Annotated in this window: 18 protein-coding genes, 1 pseudogene and 1 riboswitch; of the genes and pseudogenes, 11 read left to right on the forward strand and 8 right to left on the reverse strand. The window is 61.2% G+C overall.

Going from position 1 to position 21,477, the window contains the following annotated elements:
* Window positions 1-84 precede the first annotated feature (84 nt).
* From A6V37_RS02670 to A6V37_RS02680, 3 genes are all read right to left on the reverse strand, one after another.
* The gene (locus tag A6V37_RS02670; protein WP_064265847.1) at window positions 85-648 is read right to left on the reverse strand and encodes a hypothetical protein; all 564 of its coding nucleotides are present in this window, start codon (window positions 646-648) and stop codon (window positions 85-87) included.
* 238 nt (window positions 649-886) lie between these two features.
* Window positions 887-1,678: a hypothetical protein gene (locus tag A6V37_RS02675; protein WP_064265846.1), complete on the reverse strand. Its 792-nt coding sequence runs from the start codon at window positions 1,676-1,678 to the stop codon at window positions 887-889.
* A 110-nt stretch (window positions 1,679-1,788) separates the two neighbouring features.
* The gene (locus A6V37_RS02680; RefSeq protein WP_064265845.1) at window positions 1,789-2,697 is read right to left on the reverse strand and encodes a LysR substrate-binding domain-containing protein; all 909 of its coding nucleotides are present in this window, start codon (window positions 2,695-2,697) and stop codon (window positions 1,789-1,791) included.
* Window positions 2,698-2,851: 154 nt separating this feature from the next.
* Between A6V37_RS02680 and A6V37_RS02685 the strand changes: the two genes are divergently transcribed.
* The gene (locus tag A6V37_RS02685) at window positions 2,852-4,156 is read left to right on the forward strand and encodes an NAD(P)/FAD-dependent oxidoreductase (RefSeq protein ID WP_207547576.1); all 1,305 of its coding nucleotides are present in this window, start codon (window positions 2,852-2,854) and stop codon (window positions 4,154-4,156) included.
* A gap of 68 nt (window positions 4,157-4,224) precedes the next feature.
* Window positions 4,225-5,355 (forward strand): polyamine ABC transporter substrate-binding protein, encoded by a 1,131-nt coding sequence (locus A6V37_RS02690; RefSeq protein ID WP_064265844.1) that lies wholly within the window; start codon window positions 4,225-4,227, stop codon window positions 5,353-5,355.
* A gap of 512 nt (window positions 5,356-5,867) precedes the next feature.
* Here the strand turns inward: A6V37_RS02690 and A6V37_RS02695 are convergent.
* Window positions 5,868-6,899, reverse strand: coding sequence for an NAD(P)H-quinone oxidoreductase (locus A6V37_RS02695; RefSeq protein WP_064265843.1), 1,032 nt, complete (start codon window positions 6,897-6,899; stop codon window positions 5,868-5,870).
* Between the two features lie 151 nt (window positions 6,900-7,050).
* On the opposite strand from A6V37_RS02695, the gene A6V37_RS02700 reads away from it, so the two are divergent.
* Genes A6V37_RS02700 through A6V37_RS02710 form a run of 3 tightly spaced genes read left to right on the forward strand, consistent with a single transcriptional unit; the run spans window position 7,051 to window position 10,305 of the window.
* Entirely contained in the window at window positions 7,051-7,983 is a 933-nt protein-coding gene (locus A6V37_RS02700; protein ID WP_064265842.1) for a LysR family transcriptional regulator, read from the forward strand.
* Between the two features lie 42 nt (window positions 7,984-8,025).
* Window positions 8,026-8,889 carry a VOC family protein gene (locus A6V37_RS02705; RefSeq protein ID WP_064265841.1) on the forward strand — a complete coding sequence of 288 codons (864 nt, stop codon included), beginning with the start codon at window positions 8,026-8,028 and terminating at the stop codon, window positions 8,887-8,889.
* 54 nt (window positions 8,890-8,943) lie between these two features.
* Window positions 8,944-10,305 (forward strand): MFS transporter, encoded by a 1,362-nt coding sequence (locus A6V37_RS02710; RefSeq protein ID WP_064265840.1) that lies wholly within the window; start codon window positions 8,944-8,946, stop codon window positions 10,303-10,305.
* 8 nt (window positions 10,306-10,313) lie between these two features.
* Here the strand turns inward: A6V37_RS02710 and A6V37_RS02715 are convergent, their stop codons facing one another.
* Entirely contained in the window at window positions 10,314-12,299 is a 1,986-nt protein-coding gene (locus A6V37_RS02715) for an SMP-30/gluconolactonase/LRE family protein (RefSeq protein ID WP_064265839.1), read from the reverse strand.
* Between the two features lie 251 nt (window positions 12,300-12,550).
* Window positions 12,551-12,925 carry a VOC family protein gene (locus A6V37_RS02720; protein WP_064265838.1) on the reverse strand — a complete coding sequence of 125 codons (375 nt, stop codon included), beginning with the start codon at window positions 12,923-12,925 and terminating at the stop codon, window positions 12,551-12,553.
* Window positions 12,926-13,236: 311 nt separating this feature from the next.
* Between A6V37_RS02720 and A6V37_RS02725 the strand changes: the two are divergent.
* Window positions 13,237-13,440 (forward strand): annotated as a pseudogene (locus A6V37_RS02725) (Lrp/AsnC ligand binding domain-containing protein); the annotation flags it as partial.
* A 30-nt stretch (window positions 13,441-13,470) separates the two neighbouring features.
* Here the strand turns inward: A6V37_RS02725 and pdxR are convergent.
* Window positions 13,471-15,009, reverse strand: a complete 1,539-nt coding sequence (pdxR, locus tag A6V37_RS02730; RefSeq protein WP_064265837.1) for a MocR-like pyridoxine biosynthesis transcription factor PdxR — start codon at window positions 15,007-15,009, stop codon at window positions 13,471-13,473.
* A 126-nt stretch (window positions 15,010-15,135) separates the two neighbouring features.
* Here pdxR and A6V37_RS02735 point away from each other — a divergent pair, with 126 nt between their 5' ends.
* The 5 genes from A6V37_RS02735 (at window position 15,136) to A6V37_RS02755 (ending at window position 19,744) form a co-directional block, all read left to right on the forward strand.
* Complete coding sequence (locus A6V37_RS02735) at window positions 15,136-15,774, forward strand: FMN-binding negative transcriptional regulator (protein WP_064265836.1); 639 nt, start codon at window positions 15,136-15,138, stop codon at window positions 15,772-15,774.
* A gap of 145 nt (window positions 15,775-15,919) precedes the next feature.
* On the forward strand, window positions 15,920-16,246 hold the full coding sequence (locus A6V37_RS02740; protein ID WP_064265835.1) for an antibiotic biosynthesis monooxygenase family protein: 327 nt from the start codon (window positions 15,920-15,922) through the stop codon (window positions 16,244-16,246).
* A gap of 295 nt (window positions 16,247-16,541) precedes the next feature.
* On the forward strand, window positions 16,542-17,369 hold the full coding sequence (locus A6V37_RS02745) for a class I SAM-dependent methyltransferase (protein ID WP_064265834.1): 828 nt from the start codon (window positions 16,542-16,544) through the stop codon (window positions 17,367-17,369).
* Between the two features lie 344 nt (window positions 17,370-17,713).
* The gene (locus A6V37_RS02750) at window positions 17,714-18,871 is read left to right on the forward strand and encodes an NHL repeat-containing protein (RefSeq protein WP_242665727.1); all 1,158 of its coding nucleotides are present in this window, start codon (window positions 17,714-17,716) and stop codon (window positions 18,869-18,871) included.
* An 86-nt stretch (window positions 18,872-18,957) separates the two neighbouring features.
* Window positions 18,958-19,137, forward strand: a riboswitch (yybP-ykoY riboswitch).
* A gap of 16 nt (window positions 19,138-19,153) precedes the next feature.
* Window positions 19,154-19,744: a TMEM165/GDT1 family protein gene (locus tag A6V37_RS02755; RefSeq protein ID WP_064265833.1), complete on the forward strand. Its 591-nt coding sequence runs from the start codon at window positions 19,154-19,156 to the stop codon at window positions 19,742-19,744.
* A 300-nt stretch (window positions 19,745-20,044) separates the two neighbouring features.
* Here the strand turns inward: A6V37_RS02755 and A6V37_RS02760 are convergent, their stop codons facing one another.
* Window positions 20,045-21,475, reverse strand: a complete 1,431-nt coding sequence (locus tag A6V37_RS02760; protein WP_064285757.1) for an amidase family protein — start codon at window positions 21,473-21,475, stop codon at window positions 20,045-20,047.
* Window positions 21,476-21,477: the final 2 nt, after the last annotated feature.

A 21,477-nucleotide genomic window follows, 5' to 3' on the forward strand; every position in this document is an offset into this window, starting at 1 on the left:
CAGCGTTCTCGTAAGCGGACGGTCGCGAACAACGATTCGGAACATTCATTCGAGAGCCTCCGACCAAGTTGCTAACGCCACAAGTCAGGTTGGGCTTTGGCGGGAAAGAAACGCTGCTGACTCATCGAACCACCGAAGGAATTTGCCGATCGCGTCCGTGACAGCGGGCGCCGACGCGTGCAACGACACAACTCTCGCCGTGGCGCGCGGCCGAATAAGTACCTTTACCGGCTGCGCTGGAGGGGAGAAAATGAAAGACTTACCTTCGCGGTCGAACTGCTCCCCCCAGTTTGTCAAGAAATTGAAAATCCCATATTTTTCCCAATCGTGCTCGCACTCAAGAGCAGTCCGATTGTCTCGTTCGAGTAATTGATCTCCTCTAGCCCCATACAGCAACCTATCAATACGATCGATTAGCTGTTCATCGCTCAGACCGTCGAGCTCACTGAGCCAAAGATTCGGTAGGGCCGTGCCAAGTTTCGTAAAACCTAAATACGCCGGATACAAGGAGCATCGAGGATTGGTGAAGTCGCCCACTGCAGTGTTTGCGCACCATACCTGCATCCGCCCATAGACCGCGGACGGAGGCGCCAGACCAGGCTCGATCATGGCTTCTATTGCAAATTCAGATTTCGCACCGAATAACATTGATCGATGTCCGTGGTCCTAAGGCGGCAGTGTCTTGCTAAATTTCGGCGATTGTCGACGATCTACGGCGCTTCGTCGAATGTCCCAAAGTGGCCGCACCGAGACGTGGCCGCATCGTAGTAGTTCGGCCAGCACGAACACTCGGGCGGTCCCGTCCCTGCTTACGACACATCTACCTCGCATGATTCGGGCGCTGCCCACCGCGCGTTTCGTGCCTGCTTTAGTCGGGCCCGGCATCCTATGGCTTGGGGCCCTCCTTGGCCTCAGCAAAGCGGCTTTGTACCGCGATGAGTTGGTCATCGGTGGTTGCCACCAGCCACAACCGTGCGTGCTCCGCGATTTGGCGGTTGTGGTCCTTCAACGGGCCCATTGCCGCAGCGGACTTCCAGACCACGGGGCCAATTCGGCTGCTCCTGCCCGACGGCGCACCCACCAGCAGGCAATATGGCCCGAGAGGAAGTGAGACAAACGGAAGGGCCGGACTAGCGCGCACGCGCCAGTCGATGAACGGCGTCTCGCTGATGAGCAGGGGCATGGGTAGGCCGTAAAGCACACTGAAATCGTACAGCGCCAATTGCTCGCGCATGCCCGTGTAGATACGCCGGATATCGTCGACAACTGCAGCGCGGATTTCATCCTCGAACATGGGTTCCTGTGCATAGCGTGCGAAGGCTTCCTGGGCACTCAACTGATATGCGCTGAACAGGCCGAGCTCCATGCAGTCCTGCGCAGCGCGCTGGACCTCCACGATAGTGCCTGCTTCCTCGGGCTTGCCTAACTGCGCTGCCCTCAAAAACCGGGCAAGCCCCGCCTCCTGGATCGCAGGACCTTCCACAGACGCATCGTCGTTAGCATCCTTGTCTAGCGGCACGTAAATGTATTCTTCGGCCGCGAAGCGCGACTTCTTCCCTTCGTCAAACTTGATTTCGCCGTCGGTGCAGTCCAGATATCGAGTGCCGATTCGGCCATGCTCCCAGATCCAATTTTTGAGGAGCGGACGTAGCGGATGCAGCCGGTCGTGATTGGCCATTGGAGTCTCCTGGTGCTCCAGTATAGATCCACGTGACCGCTTGCTCTATTTGGGAGGGGGCCGGGTATTAAATCTCACTGGTGGGTCGGCCCTCTCGAATCAGGCTAGGGTTATCGCTGGCTGTCACGGACATCTCCCGCTGCCTGTTGAGCAAACCATTGGAGGATGCGTTGGCGCGCCGGATGCAAGGCCCCGGCAGTTTGCAGCCAAAGCACATAGACTCCGGTGGTCTTTAACGGTGTGCCGAAGGGAACGATCAGCTTGCCGCGGCCGATCGCTTCCTGCGCCAAAGTCAGATCCGTCATGGCGACACCCAATCCGCGGCTGGCTGCATCCATTGCCAGTTCGTCCAGGTTGAACGTCATGTGCCGGTAGTCGGCGTCGTCCGCTTTTCCCCGCGCCTGAAGCCAGCGCTTCCACTCGTGGTGGCCGGTCGAGCCGTGAATCAGGGTGTGCTGATCTAAATCCTCCAGCGTGGCTGGAGGCAGTTTGCCGTCGACCAGGGAGGGCGCGCACACCGGCACGAGAAACTCGTCGAAGAGCGTGAGGAATGCCGGGTCTCTGCGCATTTCGGGAAGGTAAAGGATGTAGGCATCGCACTCACCCGATGGATCGACCATCTCGGTCGCCACCGTCTCTATCGACAGTGACAAATCGGAGCATTGCGCATAGAAGTCGACCATCCGCGGCAACAACCAGCGGACCGCCACCGAAACGAATATGCGGATGCGGAAAGGCCTGTCCCGTCGCGTGAGTTGCTCATTGAGCATCCGCAACTCGCCGAGCACCTTGCGCGCAACGTCGAGCACCGCCTTTCCGTGCTCTGTCAGCTGCATGCTTCGGCTGTTGCGAACTAGCAGCGGCGCGCCGTAATGGCTTTCCAGTTGCTGAATCTTCCTGCTTACCGCGCTTTGGGTCAGATGCAGCTTTTCCGCCACTTCGGTAAAGCTGGCCGACTCCGCCACGAGCGCGAGTGCCTGAAGGGCCTGGAGAGAGGGTGGACGATAAATCTTATCCATGCGTTTTTGGAATTCTTGAATGAATTAATAACGCTGGATAACCCACCCAGCTCCCAATATATTTGCACAAACCACAAGGCATTCTCACGCAAGAATGCCAATTATTCATACTTCTGACAATTGCATCCCCGCGCTTCGTGGTAGGAGACGTGCTTTGATCGAAAATATTTGCGGCTGGATTGCGCAGGCTGGCAGCTCGCCGGCCGGTGCGACCCTGAAAGGAACTCAGCAAGCCGACTGGCTGGTGATCGGGGGCGGCTTCACCGGATTGGCTGCTGCGCATACGCTCGCCGAACTGCACCCGCAATCGCGCATCGTTATCGTCGACCGGCAGCGCGCGGCTCAGGGCGCTTCGGCGCGCAACTCCGGTTTCGTGGTCGCGTACGAGCGGCCCGAACCCGAAGAACTGATCGGCCAGCCACTCAATGACCAATACCGTCGCGTGACGGCAATCGGCAAAGCGGCAAGCGACGAGGTAAGCCGACGCGTGACGACCCTCGGCATCGAATGCGATCTGAGCCGCGACGGCTACTTCTTTGCCGTCCGTGATCCGGCGAAACTCGATCAGGCGGAAGCCCAGGTGCGAACCCTGCGGGAAGCCGGGGCAAGTGCCGAACTACTGGACGGCCCGGCGTTGTCGCAGCGATTGGGGCCGTCTTTCTACCAGGCCGGAATATGGTGCGGCGGCGGCAATGGCCTGCTGCAACCGGCCAGGTACGCCAAAGGGTTGCGGGACACATTGCCCGAGAACGTATGGCTCTGTGAGAACACGGAGATCGTCAGCCTGGAGCGGATGAATGGCGGCAAGATTCGCGCGCGGTCGCACGACGTGGACATCGAAGCTGGGCAGGTCATCATTTGTGTCGGCGCCTTTCTGCAAAGAGTCGGGGTGAGAGACCGCGCGGTGTTTCCGCTCGAACTGAGTGCCTCGCTCACCCGGCCGCTGAACGAAGAGGAGCAGGCCCGGCTGGGGAACGCGGCCCCGTGGGGCGTGCTATCGACCCGGGTTGCCGGCGCCACGGTGCGTCTGACGCCCGACCAGCGCCTCATGATTCGCAACACGGTGGAGTATCGCCATCGAGATCTCGCGGGCCGCTCGCTCGAGGTTCGGCGGGACCGTCATCTGCGAGGATTGCAGCGCCGGTTCCCGTGGGTCACCAGCGAACACCTGCAATTCACCTGGACCGGCCACCTGAGCGCGACACGATCCGGGGAGCCGCGGTTCGCGAAGCTCGAACGTGGCGTCTATGCCGCTGCCGGATGCAATGGTTCCGGTGTGGCGCGCGGCACCCTGTGGGGACGACTGCTGGCGGAAATGGCATCTGGAGGCCAGTCGGCGTTGCTGACCGCCGTCCTCGACCACGCCAGGCCAGGCTGGGTACCCCCGAGCCCTTTCCTCGATATCGGCGCCGCAATCCGTTTGAAGTACGAAGCGCATCGCGCCGAAACCGAATCGTGAGCGCAACGGTTGCCTCGGACGATCCCCTTTCTCTACTCCCCTAACATGCCCCAAAAAAGGACAGCATGATGAGCGTTTCCCACTCTGGACCTCGATTCAGGCGAGCGGTCTTCGCGAGCCTCTTCATGACGGCTGCCGTGGCCGCATGGATGGCACCGCTCGCCCGCGCGGCGGATGCCGAGTTGAATGTGTACAACTGGTCGGACTACATTGCGAAAGACACGATCCCGAACTTCGAAAAGCAGACCGGCATTCACGTTCGATACGACAACTATGACAGCAACGATACATTGCAGGCCAAATTGCTCACTGGCAACTCGGGCTACGATATCGTCGTGCCGACGTCGAACTACATGGGCGCGCAGATCCAGGCCGGCGTGTATCAGAAGCTCGACAAGTCGAAGCTGCCGAACCTGAAGAACCTGAGCCCGACGCTGATGCAGATGGTCGCGGGCGCCGACCCGGGCAATCAGTATGGCGTGCCTTGGGCGTTTGCGGTAATCGGTATCGGCTACAACGCGCAGGCCGTGCAGAAGCTGCTCGGCGCAAACCCGCCCGTCGACGGCTGGGCGCTGGTGTTCGATCCTGCAAATCTCGCGAAGCTCAAAGGTTGCGGCGTTTCCTTCCTCGACGAATCGATCGACGTCTTTGCGGCGGCGCTGCAATACATGCACAAGGATCCGAACAGCACGAATCCGGCCGATTATCAGGCCGCATTTGAAATGCTGAAGAAAGTCCGGCCCTATGTAACCGAGTTCAACTCGTCGGGCTACATCAACGATCTCGCCAACAATGACGTTTGCGTCTCCATCGGCTTTGCCGGCGATGTCGGCATCGCGCATCGGCGCAGTGCGGATGCGAAACGTCCGTATGACATCAGATTCTCGAACGTCAAGGAGGGCGGCCTGGTCGCCTTTGACATGATGGCGATTCCGAAAGACGCACCGCATCCGGAGGCGGCGCTCCAGTGGATCAACTACATCGAGGATCCGAAGGTGAACGCCGCAATCACCAACGAAGTGTATTACCCAACCGCAAACGTGCCGGCGCGCAAATTCGTGACACCTACGATCGCGCAGGATTTGTCAGTCTATCCACCGGACGATGTATTCAAGAAAATGACGTTGATGAAACCGAAGCCTGTCGAGATTCTTCGGCTCGAAAACCGGCTGTGGACGCAACTGAAAACCGTTCATTGATAGCGGAAGATTCCAGAGTGAGGCTGGACCCAATGGGCTGCCCGTTCGATGGGCGCAGTGCGGCTTTCGAACCGAGACGGCTTGCGTGAATCGGACGATGTGCGGCGCGAATAGCCGGGGCGGGGACATTTCATGTCACAGCATGCGTTGCAGCACCGGTATTGCCCGCCCGTTACGACTTCGTCCGACCGGCTGAGCGACCATTTAGTCGAATGTCTGCTGCCCGGCTTCTGCCTGACATTCGAGTGTCCACGTAAAGGCGAAGACCAACGTTCCTTCATGACCGGCTCCGGCCGGTCACACAATTTGCCCCTCCGCAGCGCTATCAAACACACGCGCTCGGCCGAAAACCGTATCAGCAGGGTCAACACACTTTATTTTTGCTGAGCGCAGATGTGCTCGCGCTCGCGTGGTTGACGACGCATACGGGGCAGTCGATTTTTTGATCTCGCGGGTGCGGATAGCTACCGGCAAAAAGGCTTACCTCGCCCGCTTTGCCGGTAACGCAGCCTTCAGTCAATGAGTTCAGCACCCGTCGTGAGGACAATCTTTCCAAAGTGCGTGCCGGAATCGATCAGCTCGTGCGCGCCGCGAGCGTCGGCAAGCGCAAAGGTCTTGTAGACAACCGGTTTGACCTTGCCGCTCTCGATATGCGGCCAGACATGCTGCTCCAGTTCGTTGATGATGGTCGCCTTGTCCGCGGATGTGCGCGAACGCAGCGTCGAGCCCATATGCGTCAGACGTTTGGTCAGCATCGGCACGATGTTGAGATCTTTCGCCGGCCCCTTGATCACGCCCACCTGGAGGATCCGTCCGTCCATGGCAGCGGCGTCGTAGTTTCTGGCCACGTAGTCGCCAGCGATAATGTCGAGGATCACGTCGACGCCTTTTCCATCGGTAATGCGCTTCGTTTCGGCGACGAAATCGTCCTCGCGGTAGTCAATCGCGACGTCTGCGCCTAGCGCCCGGCTGGCCTCCCCATGCGCCTGCGAGCCAACTGTCGTGATGATTTTCGCCGCGCCGAATGCCTTCGCCAGCATGGTCGCCGTGGTGCCGATACCTGACGCACCACCATGGATCAGCACCGATTCGCCAGCAACCAGTTTGCCGCGCTGGAACAGGTTCAGCCATACCGTCATGAACGTTTCGGGCATGGCCCCCGCTTCCACCAGCGTCAAGCCTTTAGGGATACGCATGGTGTTGCTGGCGTACGCGACGGCATATTCCGCGTAACCGCCACCGGGAATCAATGCACAGACCACGTCGCCGACCCGGAATTGGGACACGTCGGCGCCAATGGCAACCACTTGGCCTGCCACTTCCAGTCCCGGAATGTCCGAGGCACCGGGGGGCGGATCGTACAGCCCCTTGCGCTGGAAAACGTCCGGGCCGTTCACGGCCGCCGCGTGAATGCGGATCAGAACCTGATCGGCCGCCGGTGCCGGCACCGGGCGCGTAGTCGGCACCAGCACCTCAGGACCACCAGGCTCTTTGATTTCAATCGCCGTCATGGACGACGGCACACGATAAGTTGAAGCAGACATGGCTACCACTCCTTCAATTGATGAGGCTCGATTGATCCGGGCGGATCAGTGAACGAGGAACTCTTGCGCTCAGTATAGGCATCGACATTGATGAACAAATGCAGCAATATTCACGTTCTGGGATGCAAATTTGCATCAGGAGGGTGGCACGATGAACTGGGATGACGCACGCGTGTTTCTCGCGGTGGAGCGCGAAAAAACGCTCCGTGGTGCGGCCAGGACGCTCAATCTCGATCAGGCGACAGTCGGCAGACGGATCGCGGCACTGGAGCACGCGCTGCGTGCAACGCTCTTCCTGCGCACCTCCGAGGGTTACGCGTTGACCGCCGCAGGCGAGGCGGCGCTGAGATCGGCGGAGAAAATGGAACACTCCGCCCACGAACTCGTCAGACGAACTCAAGGCACGGACACACGGCTTGCGGGGGACGTCAGGGTCACCAGCACCGACTCGATTGCGCTCGAATTCCTGCTTCCCGCCATCGAACGCATGCATGCCGCGCATCCGGACGTGCGCGTCCTGCTGGATACGTCGACGCGCATGTTGAGTCTGGCAAAGCGCGAAGCGGATATCGCGGTCCGCTCCGTCAGACCGGACAATCCCGATCTGGTCGCGCGGCGCCTCGCTCGCTGGCCCATGGCGCTCTTTGCATCAAATGCGTACCTCGAGCAGCACGGCAAACCTGCAGCGGGCTCCGCATTCGCGGGCCATGATCTTGTTGTCTATCAGGGAAACTGGACCGGCAATGGATCTCAGACTCTGGCTGGCGAACCGATACATGCGGGGCGAATCGTATCGACCTTCAATTCCAGCCTCATGCTACGCACCGCGGTAAAGGCCGGCCTTGGCATCGGCGAGCTTCCGATCCATCTGGCCGAACACGACGGCCTTGTGCAGCTATGGCCGGAACCCGCACGTGGAGCAGTCTACGAAATCTGGCTCGTCACGCATCAGGACCTTCGGCATACCGCGCGCATCACAGCCATGATCGACGGCATCGTCGCCGCGTTCGAAGGTCACACGACGCACACAAAGGTGTCGCAGAAGGACCCGGCATCCACAAAAATTGGGCACCCACAGCGGTAACGCAACTATCCTTGGTGATAGGGGAATCGCAGGGTGACGCTCATGATCAATCTGCACGAACTCCGGTATGTTCGGCTCGGTACCGGCGACCTCGACGCCGCGGCGAAGTATGCGGCCAATATCCTCGGATTGCAGCTGGTGCGCCGCGAGAGTGGCTGGGTCTACCTGCGCTCCGATGAACGCGATCACACGCTGGTCTACTTCGAAGGCGATCCAGCTGACCATACGGTCGCCTTCGATGTCGTCACGAACGAGGCGCTCGAGGATGCGGGCGCGGTATTGGAGCAGAACGGTTTTAGCGTCCACGCCGGCAGTCGCGACGAGTGCGATCAACGGCGCGTACGCGCCTTCATCAGTTTCAAGGACCCGTCGGGCAACCGCATCGAACTGGTGTTTGGCGCCTTGCATAGCGGCCGCCGCTATTTCCCATCGCGCGACGCCGGAATCACCGGCTTCAGCCACGTGGGTCTGCGCAGCAGCGATCCCCGGCGCGACGAGATCTTCTGGACCAAACTGTGCAATGCGCGCGTGAGCGACCGGATCGGATCTGCGCCGCTGCTGAGAATCGACGAGGTGCATCACCGGATCGCCCTCTTTCCGTCATCATTCGCCGGCATTCAACATATCAATCACCAGGTTGAGAGCATCGACGATGTCATGCGTGCCTGGTACACCCTGCGTGAAAAGGGCATACCCATCCGGTTCGGACCGGGGCGGCATCCTACCTCGGGCGCTATCTTTCTCTACTTCGAGGGCCCAGACGGAATGACTTACGAATATTCGACAGGCGTTCGTCTGATCAGGAACGACGAGGAGGCGACTTACTGCCCCCGCCAGTTCCCGTTCGATCCGACCGGTTTTTGCATGTGGGGCGCCAAACCCGACATTCCAGAATTTCAAACCTGACGCAGGAACAACCCAGGTACACGGCTCCGCTTTCGCGACGGCAGGGAGAGCGCCATGGCGACGATCAGAACAGTCGATGTTCAGGACTTCATCAACTCGCACAAGCTGACGACGTATCAGCTCATGATCGTCGCGCTGTGCTTCCTGGCAGTCGCGTTCGATGGTTTCGATACGGCAAGCATCGGCTTTATTGCGCCTGCCATCAGGAAGCAATGGGCATTGAGCGCGCTTCAGTTGGCACCTGTGTTCGGCGGCGGCCTGTTTGGCCTGATGATAGGTGCGCTTCTGTTCGGTCCGCTGGCCGACCGGTTTGGGCGCAAGCCCATACTTTGCGTTTCAGTCGCACTTTTCGGCGTCCTGTGCCTGTGGTCTGCCTACGCGACTTCCCTGCGCGAACTCATACTCTTGCGATTCCTGACAGGTCTGGGTCTTGGCGGAGCCATGCCAACGGCCATTGCGATGACATCCGAGTTCGGTCCCGAGAAACAGCGCTCGCTTCTGGTGACGAGCATGTTCTGTGGCTTCACGTTAGGCGGGGCATCCGGGGGCCTGGTTGCCTCGCAGATCATGCCCCTGCATGGCTGGCAGGGCGTGCTGTTATTCGGTGGAACAATGCCGTTGCTGCTGGTGCCGGTTCTGGCATGGCTTCTGCCCGAGTCGGTCCGGTACCTCGCGTTGAACGGCCGCAAGCGCGAGCAAGTCGCGCGCACACTCCAGCGCATAGCGCCGCAAGAGGCACTCGACCATGCAACGTTCACCGTTCCCGAGAACAAGGCCAAGGGTTCTCCGGTGCGCAACCTTTTCGGCAACGACGTGATCGCCGGCACCGTCTGCCTTTGGCTCACCTTCTTCATGAGTCTGATGGTGTACTACCTGCTCACCAGCTGGCTGCCGACCGTCATTAACAGCACAGGCATCCCTCTGGGCAAGACTGCACTGGTCGCCGCGGCGCTGCCACTGGGTAGCACGGTCGGCGCTGTGCTGATCGGCCGCCTGATGGACCGGCACAGTCCCTATCTGGTGCTCGCAGGTTCCTACTTGATAGCCGCCATGTTTATCCTGCTGATCGGCGTCGCATCGTCGTTGCCGATGCTGGTGGTCGCAGTCTTTGGGGCGGGTTTTGCGACAGGCGGCGCGCAGACCGGCGCCAATGCACTCGCGGCGGCCTACTATCCAACCGCAAACCGCGTCTCCGGTGTGAGTTGGGCACTTGGCATTGGCCGGGTGGGTTCGATCGTGGGATCGATGATCGGCGGCGTGCTGTTAGCGATGCATCTAGGCCTGCCCATTATGTTTGTCCTGGTCGCGATTCCCGCTATCGTCGCCGCACTCAGCATGTTTGGGATGGGGCGTCACGAGGCCGCGCTCAGATCGTCTGAAGTTGCCCGAACGCCCCATGGTTCCGTCCAACCTTAGGCACCCCTTCACTTCACGGCAAAGGGCGACACCACCATCGACTTCACCGCCCCCACCCCGCTGCCAGTCGATACCGGCGGCGTCCAGCGATACACCACAACGCTCGCGTCGTTGTAGTTGTCCTTCGTGACTTCATATTCGCCAGTCGAGCGCCGATACGCCCGAAGTCCGTACATGGAGTCCACGTCGTTGCCGACATCGACTGCGTTCGGATTGCTATTGACGAACGTGATGTCGAGCTTGCCCGTGGTGAGGTTGAATGCATCGACATTCGGCACGGTATGCACGTAGCCCACAAACAGATAATTGCCGGCGGCCACAATCGATTTGGCATTCGCGCTCGTGATGTTGATCACCGGGTTCGGCGTGGTCCGGTTGCCGGCCAGCCAGCCGTGATACACCTCGACACGCGATCCGACCGCGGTCCAGTCCGTGCTTCCGGCCGGCCCTTGCGTGAGTATCATCGTGTCGCTCTCGGGCAGGTAGACGATCCGCGTCAGTTGCGAGATCGTGGGCGGAAGCGGCATCGCGATCGCCGTGCCCCAGACCGGTTTGCCCTTCGCATCGAAGCCGGTCAGCGGATAGTGAGAAATGACATTGGTTTTGTCGAGCCCCGCCCAGATATCGCCCTTGCTATCGAGGCAGAAACCGTTGCGCACTTTCGCCATCGTCCCGAAGGACGCTCCCGGCAACGTGCTATCGGGAATCGCGATGTACCCGCTCGCCGGGCTGAAGTGGAAAAAGTAGAACGTATCGGGATTCTGGCTCCCCGCGACGAGTATCCGGTGTCCGCCCACACTGGCAAGCTGCGCGAAATGTTCGCCGCGCTCGTGGTCGGCGAGATTGATGCGCGGATCGGACGGATAGGTGATCGGATCGATCGTGTTAGCGATGTAGGTGCCGCCCACGGTGCCCGAATAGATGTTCATTCCGCCGTAGAAGATCGCTCCGTCGGTGGCTGGGTCCGGTGCCGCGTTGCCTTCAAAGTTCACCGACTGGAGCTGCCAGCGCAGGACTCCGCTGGCGTCGTACCCGTGAATGTCGGTGCCGCCGTTGCGGCCGAGATCCCACGACCCGCCCCACGGGTTGTTCAGGACATAAAGGTTGCGCGCGGCATCCCTGCCGAGCCCGGTCACACGCGTAAAGCGCCGGTCGCCCACCTGCCCCTTGATGCCGGTGACCGTATTGAGGTAGCCGCCCTGAACCCCAAACGTGCCGGCAGCATAGGGTGCGCCGGACACATCATAGATCTTGATGTTCATATCCGGACCCTCGTCGCCGATCCATAACTGTCCGCTGATCGCGTCGAAATACAGGGACGACGGTTGCGCCCTGGCCGGCAACTGGATGGTGTTTCCGCGCACACCGGTCGGGCCGAACTCGATCACGGCGCCCATGCTTTGTTGCGCGACCCAGAGGTTGCCGGCCGCGTCCACCGCCAGCGCGCCCGGCGCGGCCACGCTGATGTCGCGCAGCCAAACACCTGAGGTCGTGAACACGCGCACGCGGTTGCCCGGGAAATCACTCGCGTAGAGCAGCGAGCCGGAGGTCGCGAGTCCGGTGACCACATCCGCGAGACGTTCGGTGGTCGTGTCGCTTACCGTGATGAGCAGGTCGCGCATGCGGCTCGTCCGGTTGTATCGGCCAACCTTACCGCTTCCATACGTGGCATTGAACTGCAGCGCGGCGAACAGCGAGGTCGAGTTGCCGGTGATCGCGCCGCCCTGAAACTCGGCGTGCGAGCCGATCGAACCGAGGTTGCGTGCGTTCTGATAGATCGCGATGCCGCCTTCGTCTTCGTCCCACATCGATGCGGTATAGATCACCCCTTCCGGTGCCACCCACATGGAGCGGGCCACGTTGCCGACCCGCGTCGTCGCGGTGCCATGCGTGTTGGCGATCCAGCCGGTGGAGTATTGCGCTTCGCAAACGGACACAGCCGCTGCGTTCAGCATCACCGCGACGAGCGCGGAACACAGTCCTTTGACGAACATGAGAGAGGTTTCTTCGATCGCACGCCGTGCAGTACAGGCGTCCTTAGTACGGTGTTGCCAGCCCTGGCAACTTGCAGTCCGAACCCTGACGATTCGAAGCCGTGCGCCGCGCGGCGCGCGACGTCAAGCATCGAATTGGCGTGGGATGTCGTCAGGGTTAACGGCGATGCGCGGCGCGAGTTGAGCGAATTTACAACTGGGCTGTGATGGGGGCGCCGCGAGCGGGGGCGCGAGTTAGCGTGACAAAAAAATTACGCCTCGGGCTGGTGGCAAACCACCTCGATGTTGTGCCCGTCCGGACCGATTACAAAGGCGGCATAGTAGTTCGCGTGGTAATTCGGGCGCAGGCCAGGTGCGCCATGGTCTTTGCCGCCCGCCTCGAGCGCCGCGCGATAGAAAGCGTCGACTTGCTGGCGATTGTCGGCCGTGAAAGCCAGGTGAAGATGCGCCGGCTTCTCCCCGGTCTGGAACAGACACAACGAAGGCTTGTTCGGCGGGCTAAGCTCGACACCGTACTCCGGCGGCCCCTCCCCGACAATTGCTACGCCGATCGGCTCCAGCGCCTTGAGGAAGAACGCCTTGCTCACTGCATAGTCGGTGACGCCGAATTTGACGTGGTCAAACATGGGTTCTCCTGAAGTGCGTGGGCCTGCGCGAGGCCCAACGTGATTGAGAGATGACCGCGATGTTGCCACACAGCGACCAGCCGCCACAAGTCGCCAGCGGCGGCGAGCGGACTATGCCATCTGCATGGCGGACACCCGTTGCCCGGCGGCGGGCAAGGCAGCAACTCGACCGACCGCATCCCGAACGTACCGGCCCGAAAACGTAATAGCGCTGCGGCGCGTGAGATGACGCTGCAGGCGAAATCGCGCCAGTCAAAGTCCGACCTTAACGGCCAGGCAACTCCAGACGGGGGATCTCCGCAAAAATTCCGTGCGCCGGTCTCCAGCAGTGCTATTACGTGGCCGGCGAATGGGACTTTGTCCTGATTCTCGCCGTTCGCGACATGGATCAGTACACCGAACTTACGCGCGAGCTCTTCTTTTCAAACAACAACGTCAAGCGGTTCAAGACGTTGGTGAGCATGAGCCGCGTGAAAGTTGGACTGGAAGTCCCGATCGATCTGGACGAAGGCTGACATCGTGCCGCGCGTCATCGCGCAACGGATTCATCCACCCGTGTGCACTCTCTGAAAGGCCGCAGCGCGTTTCCGCCCAGCCAGTCTTGCCGCCTCGCCGATAACAATGGCAAGGCGCTCCGCGGCCGCGCGCATTTGCGCCTGAGTAAATCCGCCAAATCCCAATACGAGGCCCGGCCGTTCCGTCCCGGCTGCATACATCGGCGACACCGCCCGCACCGCAACGCCTTCCTGTGCCGACCGTTCGGCGATAGCGCGATCGTCCAAACCCCGCGCCAGCCACAGAACGAGATGCATGCCCTGGTCACCCGGTTCGAGCCAGGCAAGCTCCCTTGGGAGCAGAGCGCCGAGCGTCGCGATCAACTGCTGCCGGTGATCGGCGTACACCTTGCGCACCTTGCGAATGTGCCGCTCCAGATGGCCCTCAGCCATGAAGGCGGCGAGCACATGCTGATCCGCATTCGGCGGATGACGATCCATCAGCACGCGCGCGCCGCAGAAGGAATCGACCAGGGCGTCGGGAGCAATCACGAAGCCAAGGCGCAGCGAAGGAAACAGGACCTTGCTGAAGGTGCCGAGATAAACCACCCTGTCCGGATCCTGGCCCTGAAGCGAGGGAAACGGATAGCCCTCGTAACGTAGCTCGCTGTCATAGTCGTCTTCGATGACCCATGCGCGGTTCGAGCGTGCCCATGCGAGCAACGTGTTGCGCCGCGCCATGCTCAACGGCATGCCTAGCGGATATTGATGAGACGGCGTAACGAATGCTGCGCGTGCGTCGGGCGCCATGCGCACGCCTGCTTCGACGTCCATGCCTTCGGCGTCGACGGGAACACGGATCATCGTCTCGCGATGCCCCGCGCTTTCGAGTATCGCGGTGACTCCGCGATAAGCGGGATTTTCGACCCACACCTTGTCGCGCCCGCTGAGCAATACCTGGCAGGCGAGAAAAAGTCCCTGCTGCGTGCCGCTGGTCACGATGACCTGATGGGGCTCGCAGCGTACCGACCGCGATTTGCGGACGTAGTCGGCAATCGCTTGCCGCAGCGGCCATGCCCCGAACGGATCAGCGTAGCCGGCGGGGGCGCCTGGACCGCGGGCACGCAGCCGGTTGCCGAGCCGGCGCCAGATGTCGGCGGGCGCAGTCACGCCGATCGGCACGGAGATCGCGAACGGCACCGCCGGCAGCGGCTGGAACTCGCGCGCAATCCGGGCAAACATGCCGGCCCGTTCCGGCAGTTCGGCGCGGACGTCTTCCCGCCGCCCCGGTTGACGGGCACGTGCCGGCGGCGGCTCGGCGAGCGCGTGCGCCACACGCGTTCCGCCCCTGCCCTTCGACTCCAGAAAGCCTTCGGCGATCAACTGCTCGTACGCTTCCACCACCGTCCCGCGGCCGATTTGCAACGAGCTGGCGAGCAGCCGGGTGGACGGCAAGGGGTCGCCCGGCTGGATTGCGCCCTCGCGAACCGCGTCGCGTAACGCCTGCGCGAGCTGCCGGCTCAGGTTGCCGGCAGCCCGATCCAATGTGCCGATCGACGGAATCTCCACGACACGGGTTGTTCTCGCCATGATTCTGGTCCTGCGAAATATGTCTAAACTGGCTCTGTAGGATAAACCAGATTACAGTAACAATGGCCGCATGCGAAGGTCGAGTCCACGACCCTTTCCGTCAACTTGCCAGCGAGTGATCCCACGATGTACGTGCCCGCCCATTTCAGCGAATCCAACCCCGAAGTCCTGCATGCGCTCATCATGGAGCACCCGTTCGGCACGCTCGTCACGAGCGGCAAGAGCGGGCTGGACGCGAATCACATTCCATTCCGGTTAATCACCGGCGACGGCACGCCCGACACGCTGCAGGCGCACGTGGCACGGGCGAATCCACTCTGGCAGGACGTGGCGGACGGCGACGAGGTGCTCGCCATCTTCCGTGCGGGCGACGCCTACATCTCGCCCACCTGGTATCCGAGCAAGCACGAGCACCACAAGCAGGTGCCCACGTGGAACTACGTGGTCGTGCATGCGCACGGGCGTATCCGCATCCGGGACGACGAGAAGTTCGTACGCGGTCTGGTGGCGCAACTTACGCGCACCCACGAGGCGAGCGAGCCAACGCCGTGGAAGATGGGCGATGCCCCGGCCGACTACCTGGAAGGATTGCTCGCGGCGATCGTAGGCCTCGAAATCGAAATCACGCGGCTTGTCGGCAAACGCAAGCTGAGCCAGAACAAGGAAGAACGCGATATCCGCGGTGCGGCTGAAACGCTTAGGGCTCGCGATAGTCACGAAATCGGCGACGCAATGTTGGCCTGCGCCCAACAAAAACAGGAATAAGGCGGGCTCGACACGACATTTGCATCGTGCGTTTTACGCCTTGATGCTCATCGAAAAATCACGCCGCCAATACTTTGCGTACCGTCGCATGCACGCGTGAACACGCGAAATGCGGAGGGTTCTTTGTCTCATCCGGAAACACCCTATGTTCGCTTCCACCTTTATCTTCCGAGCCGGCCAGTACGACGAAGAATTTCATCGCCTCGATCAGCAAATTGCGGAGGCGGCTCGCTCCATACCTGGTTATGCAGGTGAAGAAACCTGGGAGAATCCGGGTGCCGGGTTGATCCAGAATGTTTACTACTGGGAGTCGGAAGAAGCGCTTCAGCAGTTGATCAGTCATCCGGTTCATCAAGAGGCAAAATCGAAGCAGGCGCGCTGGCTTGACGGCTACCGGGTCATCATTTCAAAAGTGATCCGCCAATATGGCGATGGCGGCGTGGCCCAGCCGCATGAGATTCGCCCCGCGTGACCCACTGCGCGCCGAGGTTCGCCGCCGAGGCTGTGCAAACCATCTTCTAAGGGCTACCTGGCAATTCGCGAACCCACTTCGAGCAATTACCCCTAGCGGGTAACCCTGACTTGAGTACCGAAACCAGTCCCGTTGCCGGAGCGCAGTGCTACGCAAATCCGAAACTCACGCCCGGCACGTAATAAATCGTGAAGTTTGAAAACGTTAAATAGAAGTCCCGACGGTGAGTTGCCGCACACAAGCGGGTCCCCGCCAGGTGTAGCTTATTCGGAAGGCATCCTGATCGGGACATGACGTGGCAACCACCAATACACAAGATCGGATTAACCAGGCCGCGTGGAGCAGCCGCAGTGGACGGAAAGGGTTTGCCGTAGCCAGCGGCTGGACCGATTCCGGCGAGGCGGCGGCACTCGCCTGGGTGACCCAGCAGGTGCAACACCAGCCCGTTCTCGACGTAGGCGTAGGCGGTGGCAGAACCGTAGCCCTCCTAACAGCTGTGAGCGACGACTACACGGCGGTCGACTACACGCCCGAACTGGTCGCGATTTGCCGGCATAACCATCCGGGCATCCGCGTGCAACAGATGGACGCCCGCGACATGTCGGCCTTTCCGGACGAAAGTTTTGCGCTGGTCGTATTCAGCTACAACGGTATCGACGCGGTGGATTACCCAGGCCGCCGCGCCATCTTGCGCGAGTTCTCCCGCGTGTTGAAGCCAGGCGGCCTGGTCCTGTTTTCTGCCCACAACCTGGACGGCCCCAGCTACCGGGAGAAGCCGCTGCATCTGCTGCGCATGCCAGAACTCTCGGTCAATCCGATTTCAACCTGTATCGATGTTGCGAGGGTCGCGTATTCGCTGACAATGGGCACCCTCAATTATGTTCGTTACTCGCCGCTCAATCGTGAATTCGACGGTTACGCGATCCGCGTTTGCGCCGCGCACGAATTCGGCATTGTGATTATGTACACCGACATGGACACGCAGTGCCGCCAGCTTGACGAAGTGGGTCTGCACACCGAGGCGGTATTCGGCAGTTCGGCCGGGAAGCGCCTGCAGAAGGGTGACGACCTGACGAATGATTCATGGTTCCACTTTGTCGCGCGCAAGATCCCAATACAATAAGGATGACAGAACGATAGCTGCGGGCCCATGGCGTCCGGCACGGCTAACCTGCAGTTTCCGATCATCAAGCTCCTGCCCTCGCCTGCTGGAAAGCCCACAATTTCGCCCGTCTTTCCAGACCTCTGTCCGGGCATCCGCCCGTTGCGAACTGGATACCGCCAATCCTTGTGGCGCTATTGAAAGACCGCCTCCTTCAGCGTCACACAGACGACACAAATCTTTTGGGAATAAGCGAGCGGCTTATTCGTTTACGCAGCACGCGAGTCGCGCGAAGCAATGCTGCGTCTTTAGCTGCGCGATTCGTGCTGGCTGATCGGACCGTCCGTGCAATAAGGAGGTGTCAAATGGATGCTACGCGTTCGTTGTCTGCATTCAGTTCATACATTGGCTTCCGCGATCCGGCGAGAGCGACCCGGGCGTCTCACTTCGTGCGTCATGCAGTGTGCGGAACCGGACTCTTCGTCTTTTCATTGGGAACTGTCCTTGGCGCAGAGCAGGAAACCATTCTGCCGCCACAATCCACGACCTCGTCGACCGTGCCGGGCAACGGCGACGTCAACCCGTACGGTATCGCCTTCGTACCGGCCGGTGTTCCATCCTGGGGCATGCTCAAACCCGGCGATGTCGTGGTATCGAATTTCAACGCGCAATCCAATCTGCAGGGCACAGGTACGACGATCGTCAAGATCGTCCCTAACGGCGACCCCATCACGTTCTTTCAGGGACAAAATCTGGGTCTCACAACCGCGCTTGCTGTGCTAAGAAGCGGCGTCGTACTGGTTGGCAATGTGCCGACTACCGACGGCAAGACCATCGTCCCGCCGGGCTCACTCCTCGTCATCAATCCGCAGGGTGGATTGATCAAGGAGTTGAAGGATACCAGGCTGCTGGATGGCCCCTGGGACCTTGCTGTGATCGACGCAGGACAATTCGTCAAGGTCTTCGTCTCGGACGTACTGAATGGAACGGTTGCACGGCTCGACCTGGAGATCGGGGATAACGGCGTGTCGGTGCTGCCGGGCTCGACCATCATCGCGTCGGGATACATGCATCGCAGCGACTCCAACGCGCTCGTGGTAGGGCCAACGGGGCTCGCCTATGACGCGCAGCATGATGTGCTCTACGTCGCCTCGACCGCTGACAACGCGGTGTTCGCCATCTACGGCGCGGCAGCCAGGAATCATGACGGCGGACCCGGCCGGATGATCTATCAGGACAACGTTCACCTTCACGGTCCGCTCGCGCTTGCGCTCGCCCCCAACGGACACCTCGTCACCGCCAACGGCGACGCGGTCAATCCCGATCCAAAACGACCGAGCGAGATCGTTGAATTCACCGTGGACGGACAATTCATTGCGCAAATGTCGGTCGATCCCGCGCCTGGATCCGCGTTCGGCCTCGCGTTTGGCCTCGATAGCAAACGTCATTTAGAGTTCGCTACGGTAGACGACGCCACGAATACGGCGACCATCTGGAAGTTACGCTCGGACGACCAGAACTAACCCAGTTCGTGACCTTTATGCGGTCATTGCCTGTCTGTGCGCCGATCCAAGATTCACTTGCATGGCGCGACGCCATGCATTTATAATCGGCGCACTCTTCGGGGAGTAGCCGCTCCAGACGCGATGTCTGGAGGCACACGTCAACATACTTGTCCACCTTCTGGCGACATGGCGTGTGCAGCATAAGCCTGGCAAGACCGATGACGCCCATTCCTACCTAACCGGGTCGCGGGAATGCGTGTCATCGTGTTCTGACTGCGCGGCCCGGTTACAACAATCCCCATGGAATCCTTCCTCGTATCGACCAGCGTTGTGGGTCTTGCCGAAATTGGCGACAAGACGCAACTACTCTCACTCGTTCTCGCCGCTCGTTATCGCAAGCCGATTCCAATCGTACTCGGTGTCCTGGTCGCGACGCTCGTGAATCACGCAGCCTCGGGTGCGCTCGGCGCATGGCTCGCCAGCGTTATCCACCCCAATGTCATGAACTGGGCAGTCGTTGCGTCGTTCGCGCTCATGGCCGTGTGGATTCTGATTCCCGACAAGCTCGACGAGGAGGAAGCGCTCGCCACAAAGAGCCATTTCGGCGTATTCGGCACCACTGTCGTGGCATTCTTTCTCGCCGAGATGGGCGACAAGACGCAGATCGTGACGATCGCCCTGGCCGCACGCTTCCATGAGTTTTATGGGGTCGTTGCCGGTACAACCTTGGGGATGATGCTCGCCAATGTCCCGGCCATTTATCTTGGTCACAAATTCGCTGACCGGTTGCCGACCAAAGTCGTGCACGCGCTGGCGGCCGTCATCTTCGTCGTGCTGGGCGGCTTCGCACTCCGAACGGCGCTTTATCCCGATGCCCACCCGATGTTCTAAAGCGTTTTGGCCCACACCGCGGCACGACCTCTGCGATCACTGTTGAGCATCCGCGTTCAAAAGACAGCTTGTCTTTTGAACGCTCCACCAGTGCAACGACGTCACTGCTGCGACGCCCACCGCCGTTCAAGGACGCAATACCCCGCGCGCCCCAGTTTCCCGCAGCGAATAATTCACCGCTGCCGCCACCACGACGTTGACCACAAGGCAAAGCAGGCCCGGATTGACGCCGGCGATAGCAAGAGCCCCAGAACGCCTACATAGGGCAAGCCGAGACCGATCAGGAGCTTGATCATGGGATCAGCCGGCGCGCCGTGCGGCAGTCGAGACCGGATCGATCGGCGTGAACACGCCCGCGCGCGCCTCGATCGCCTCGCCCGCGGCGAGACACAGTGCCTCGCCAAAGCGCCCCGCGACGAGTTGCACGCCCGACGGCACACCATCGCGCGCGGGCATCGGCACGGAAAGCCCCGGCAGCCCAAGAATGGCCGTGGACAGCAGCGGACCCTGTGCCTGCAGGATGCGACGCATGGCGTCGTCGCCCTTCTGGTCGGCGTCGACGGCGAACGGACGCTGGCACGACACGGGCATCAGCAGCAGCGGATACCGTGCGAGGAAGGCCTGCCATTCGCGCAGCAAGCCCGTGCGTTGCGAAAGGCCATTCATGTAGCCGACCAGGTCGAGCGGCGGCGCGATGCGGCGCTGGCTGGCAAACGCGGTTCGAAGCGCCGCGTCGCCGTAAGCCTGAATGGACTCCTCGAGCCCGCTCAGCGATTCGTTCGTGACCAGCTTCAGCCACAGTTCGCACGCCTCGTCAAAGCGCGGCGGCACGACTTCTTCCACGACGCAGCCGGCCTCCTCCAGCCAGCGCGCGGCCTGGTGGATGGCGTCCACCACCGCGTCATCGGTAGGAATGCCAGGCAGCCGCGCGCAGACCGCCACACGTGTGGGGAACTTCACTTCGCTACCAGTCCGCGCCACCGGCATCCACCATGCGTCACGCGAATCCTCGCCCTCCATCGCGGCGAGCGCCAGCCGCAGGTCCCCGACCTTGCGCGCCAGCGGCCCTTGCACCGACGCGAGTTGCACCGCGAGCGTGCGGTCGCGGCTTTGCGTCGCGTTATAGGCCGGCACGCGGCCGCTCGTGGGGCGCAGGCCGGCCACGCCGCACGCATAGGCGGGGTACCGGATCGAACCGCCCAGATCGTTGCCGTGCGCGATCGCGCCGATGCCGGCCGCCACCGCCGCCGACGCGCCGCCGCTGGAACCGCCCGGCGTCAGGCCGGCATCCCACGGATTCAGCGTGCGGCCGTACAGATCGTTGTCGGTAAACCAGCGGTACGAAAACGCCGGCGCATTAGTACGGCCGACAATCACCGCACCGGCCTTGCGCAGATTCGCCACGACCGGACTGTCGTCGCGCGCGACCAGGTCCTTGAAGGCCACGATGCCGTTGGACGTCGCATAGCCGGCCATGTCGCCGTTCACCTTGACCGTCACCGGCACGCCGTGCAGCGGACCGCGCGCTTCGCCGCGGCCAACGGCGACGTCGCAGGCTTCGGCTGCCGCGAGTGCGCTCTCGGCGAGCACATCCACGACGGCGTTGAGGTACGGATTGACCTCCTCCATCCGCTTCAGAGTGCGCTGAACGAGCTCTTTCGACGACACGTCGCGATGAGCGACGAGAGCCGCCATTTCAGTTGCGCTCAGGCGCCACAATTCCTGACTCATTT

It is taken from the genome of Paraburkholderia ginsengiterrae, from assembly GCF_001645125.1.
Taxonomy (GTDB): domain Bacteria; phylum Pseudomonadota; class Gammaproteobacteria; order Burkholderiales; family Burkholderiaceae; genus Paraburkholderia; species Paraburkholderia ginsengiterrae.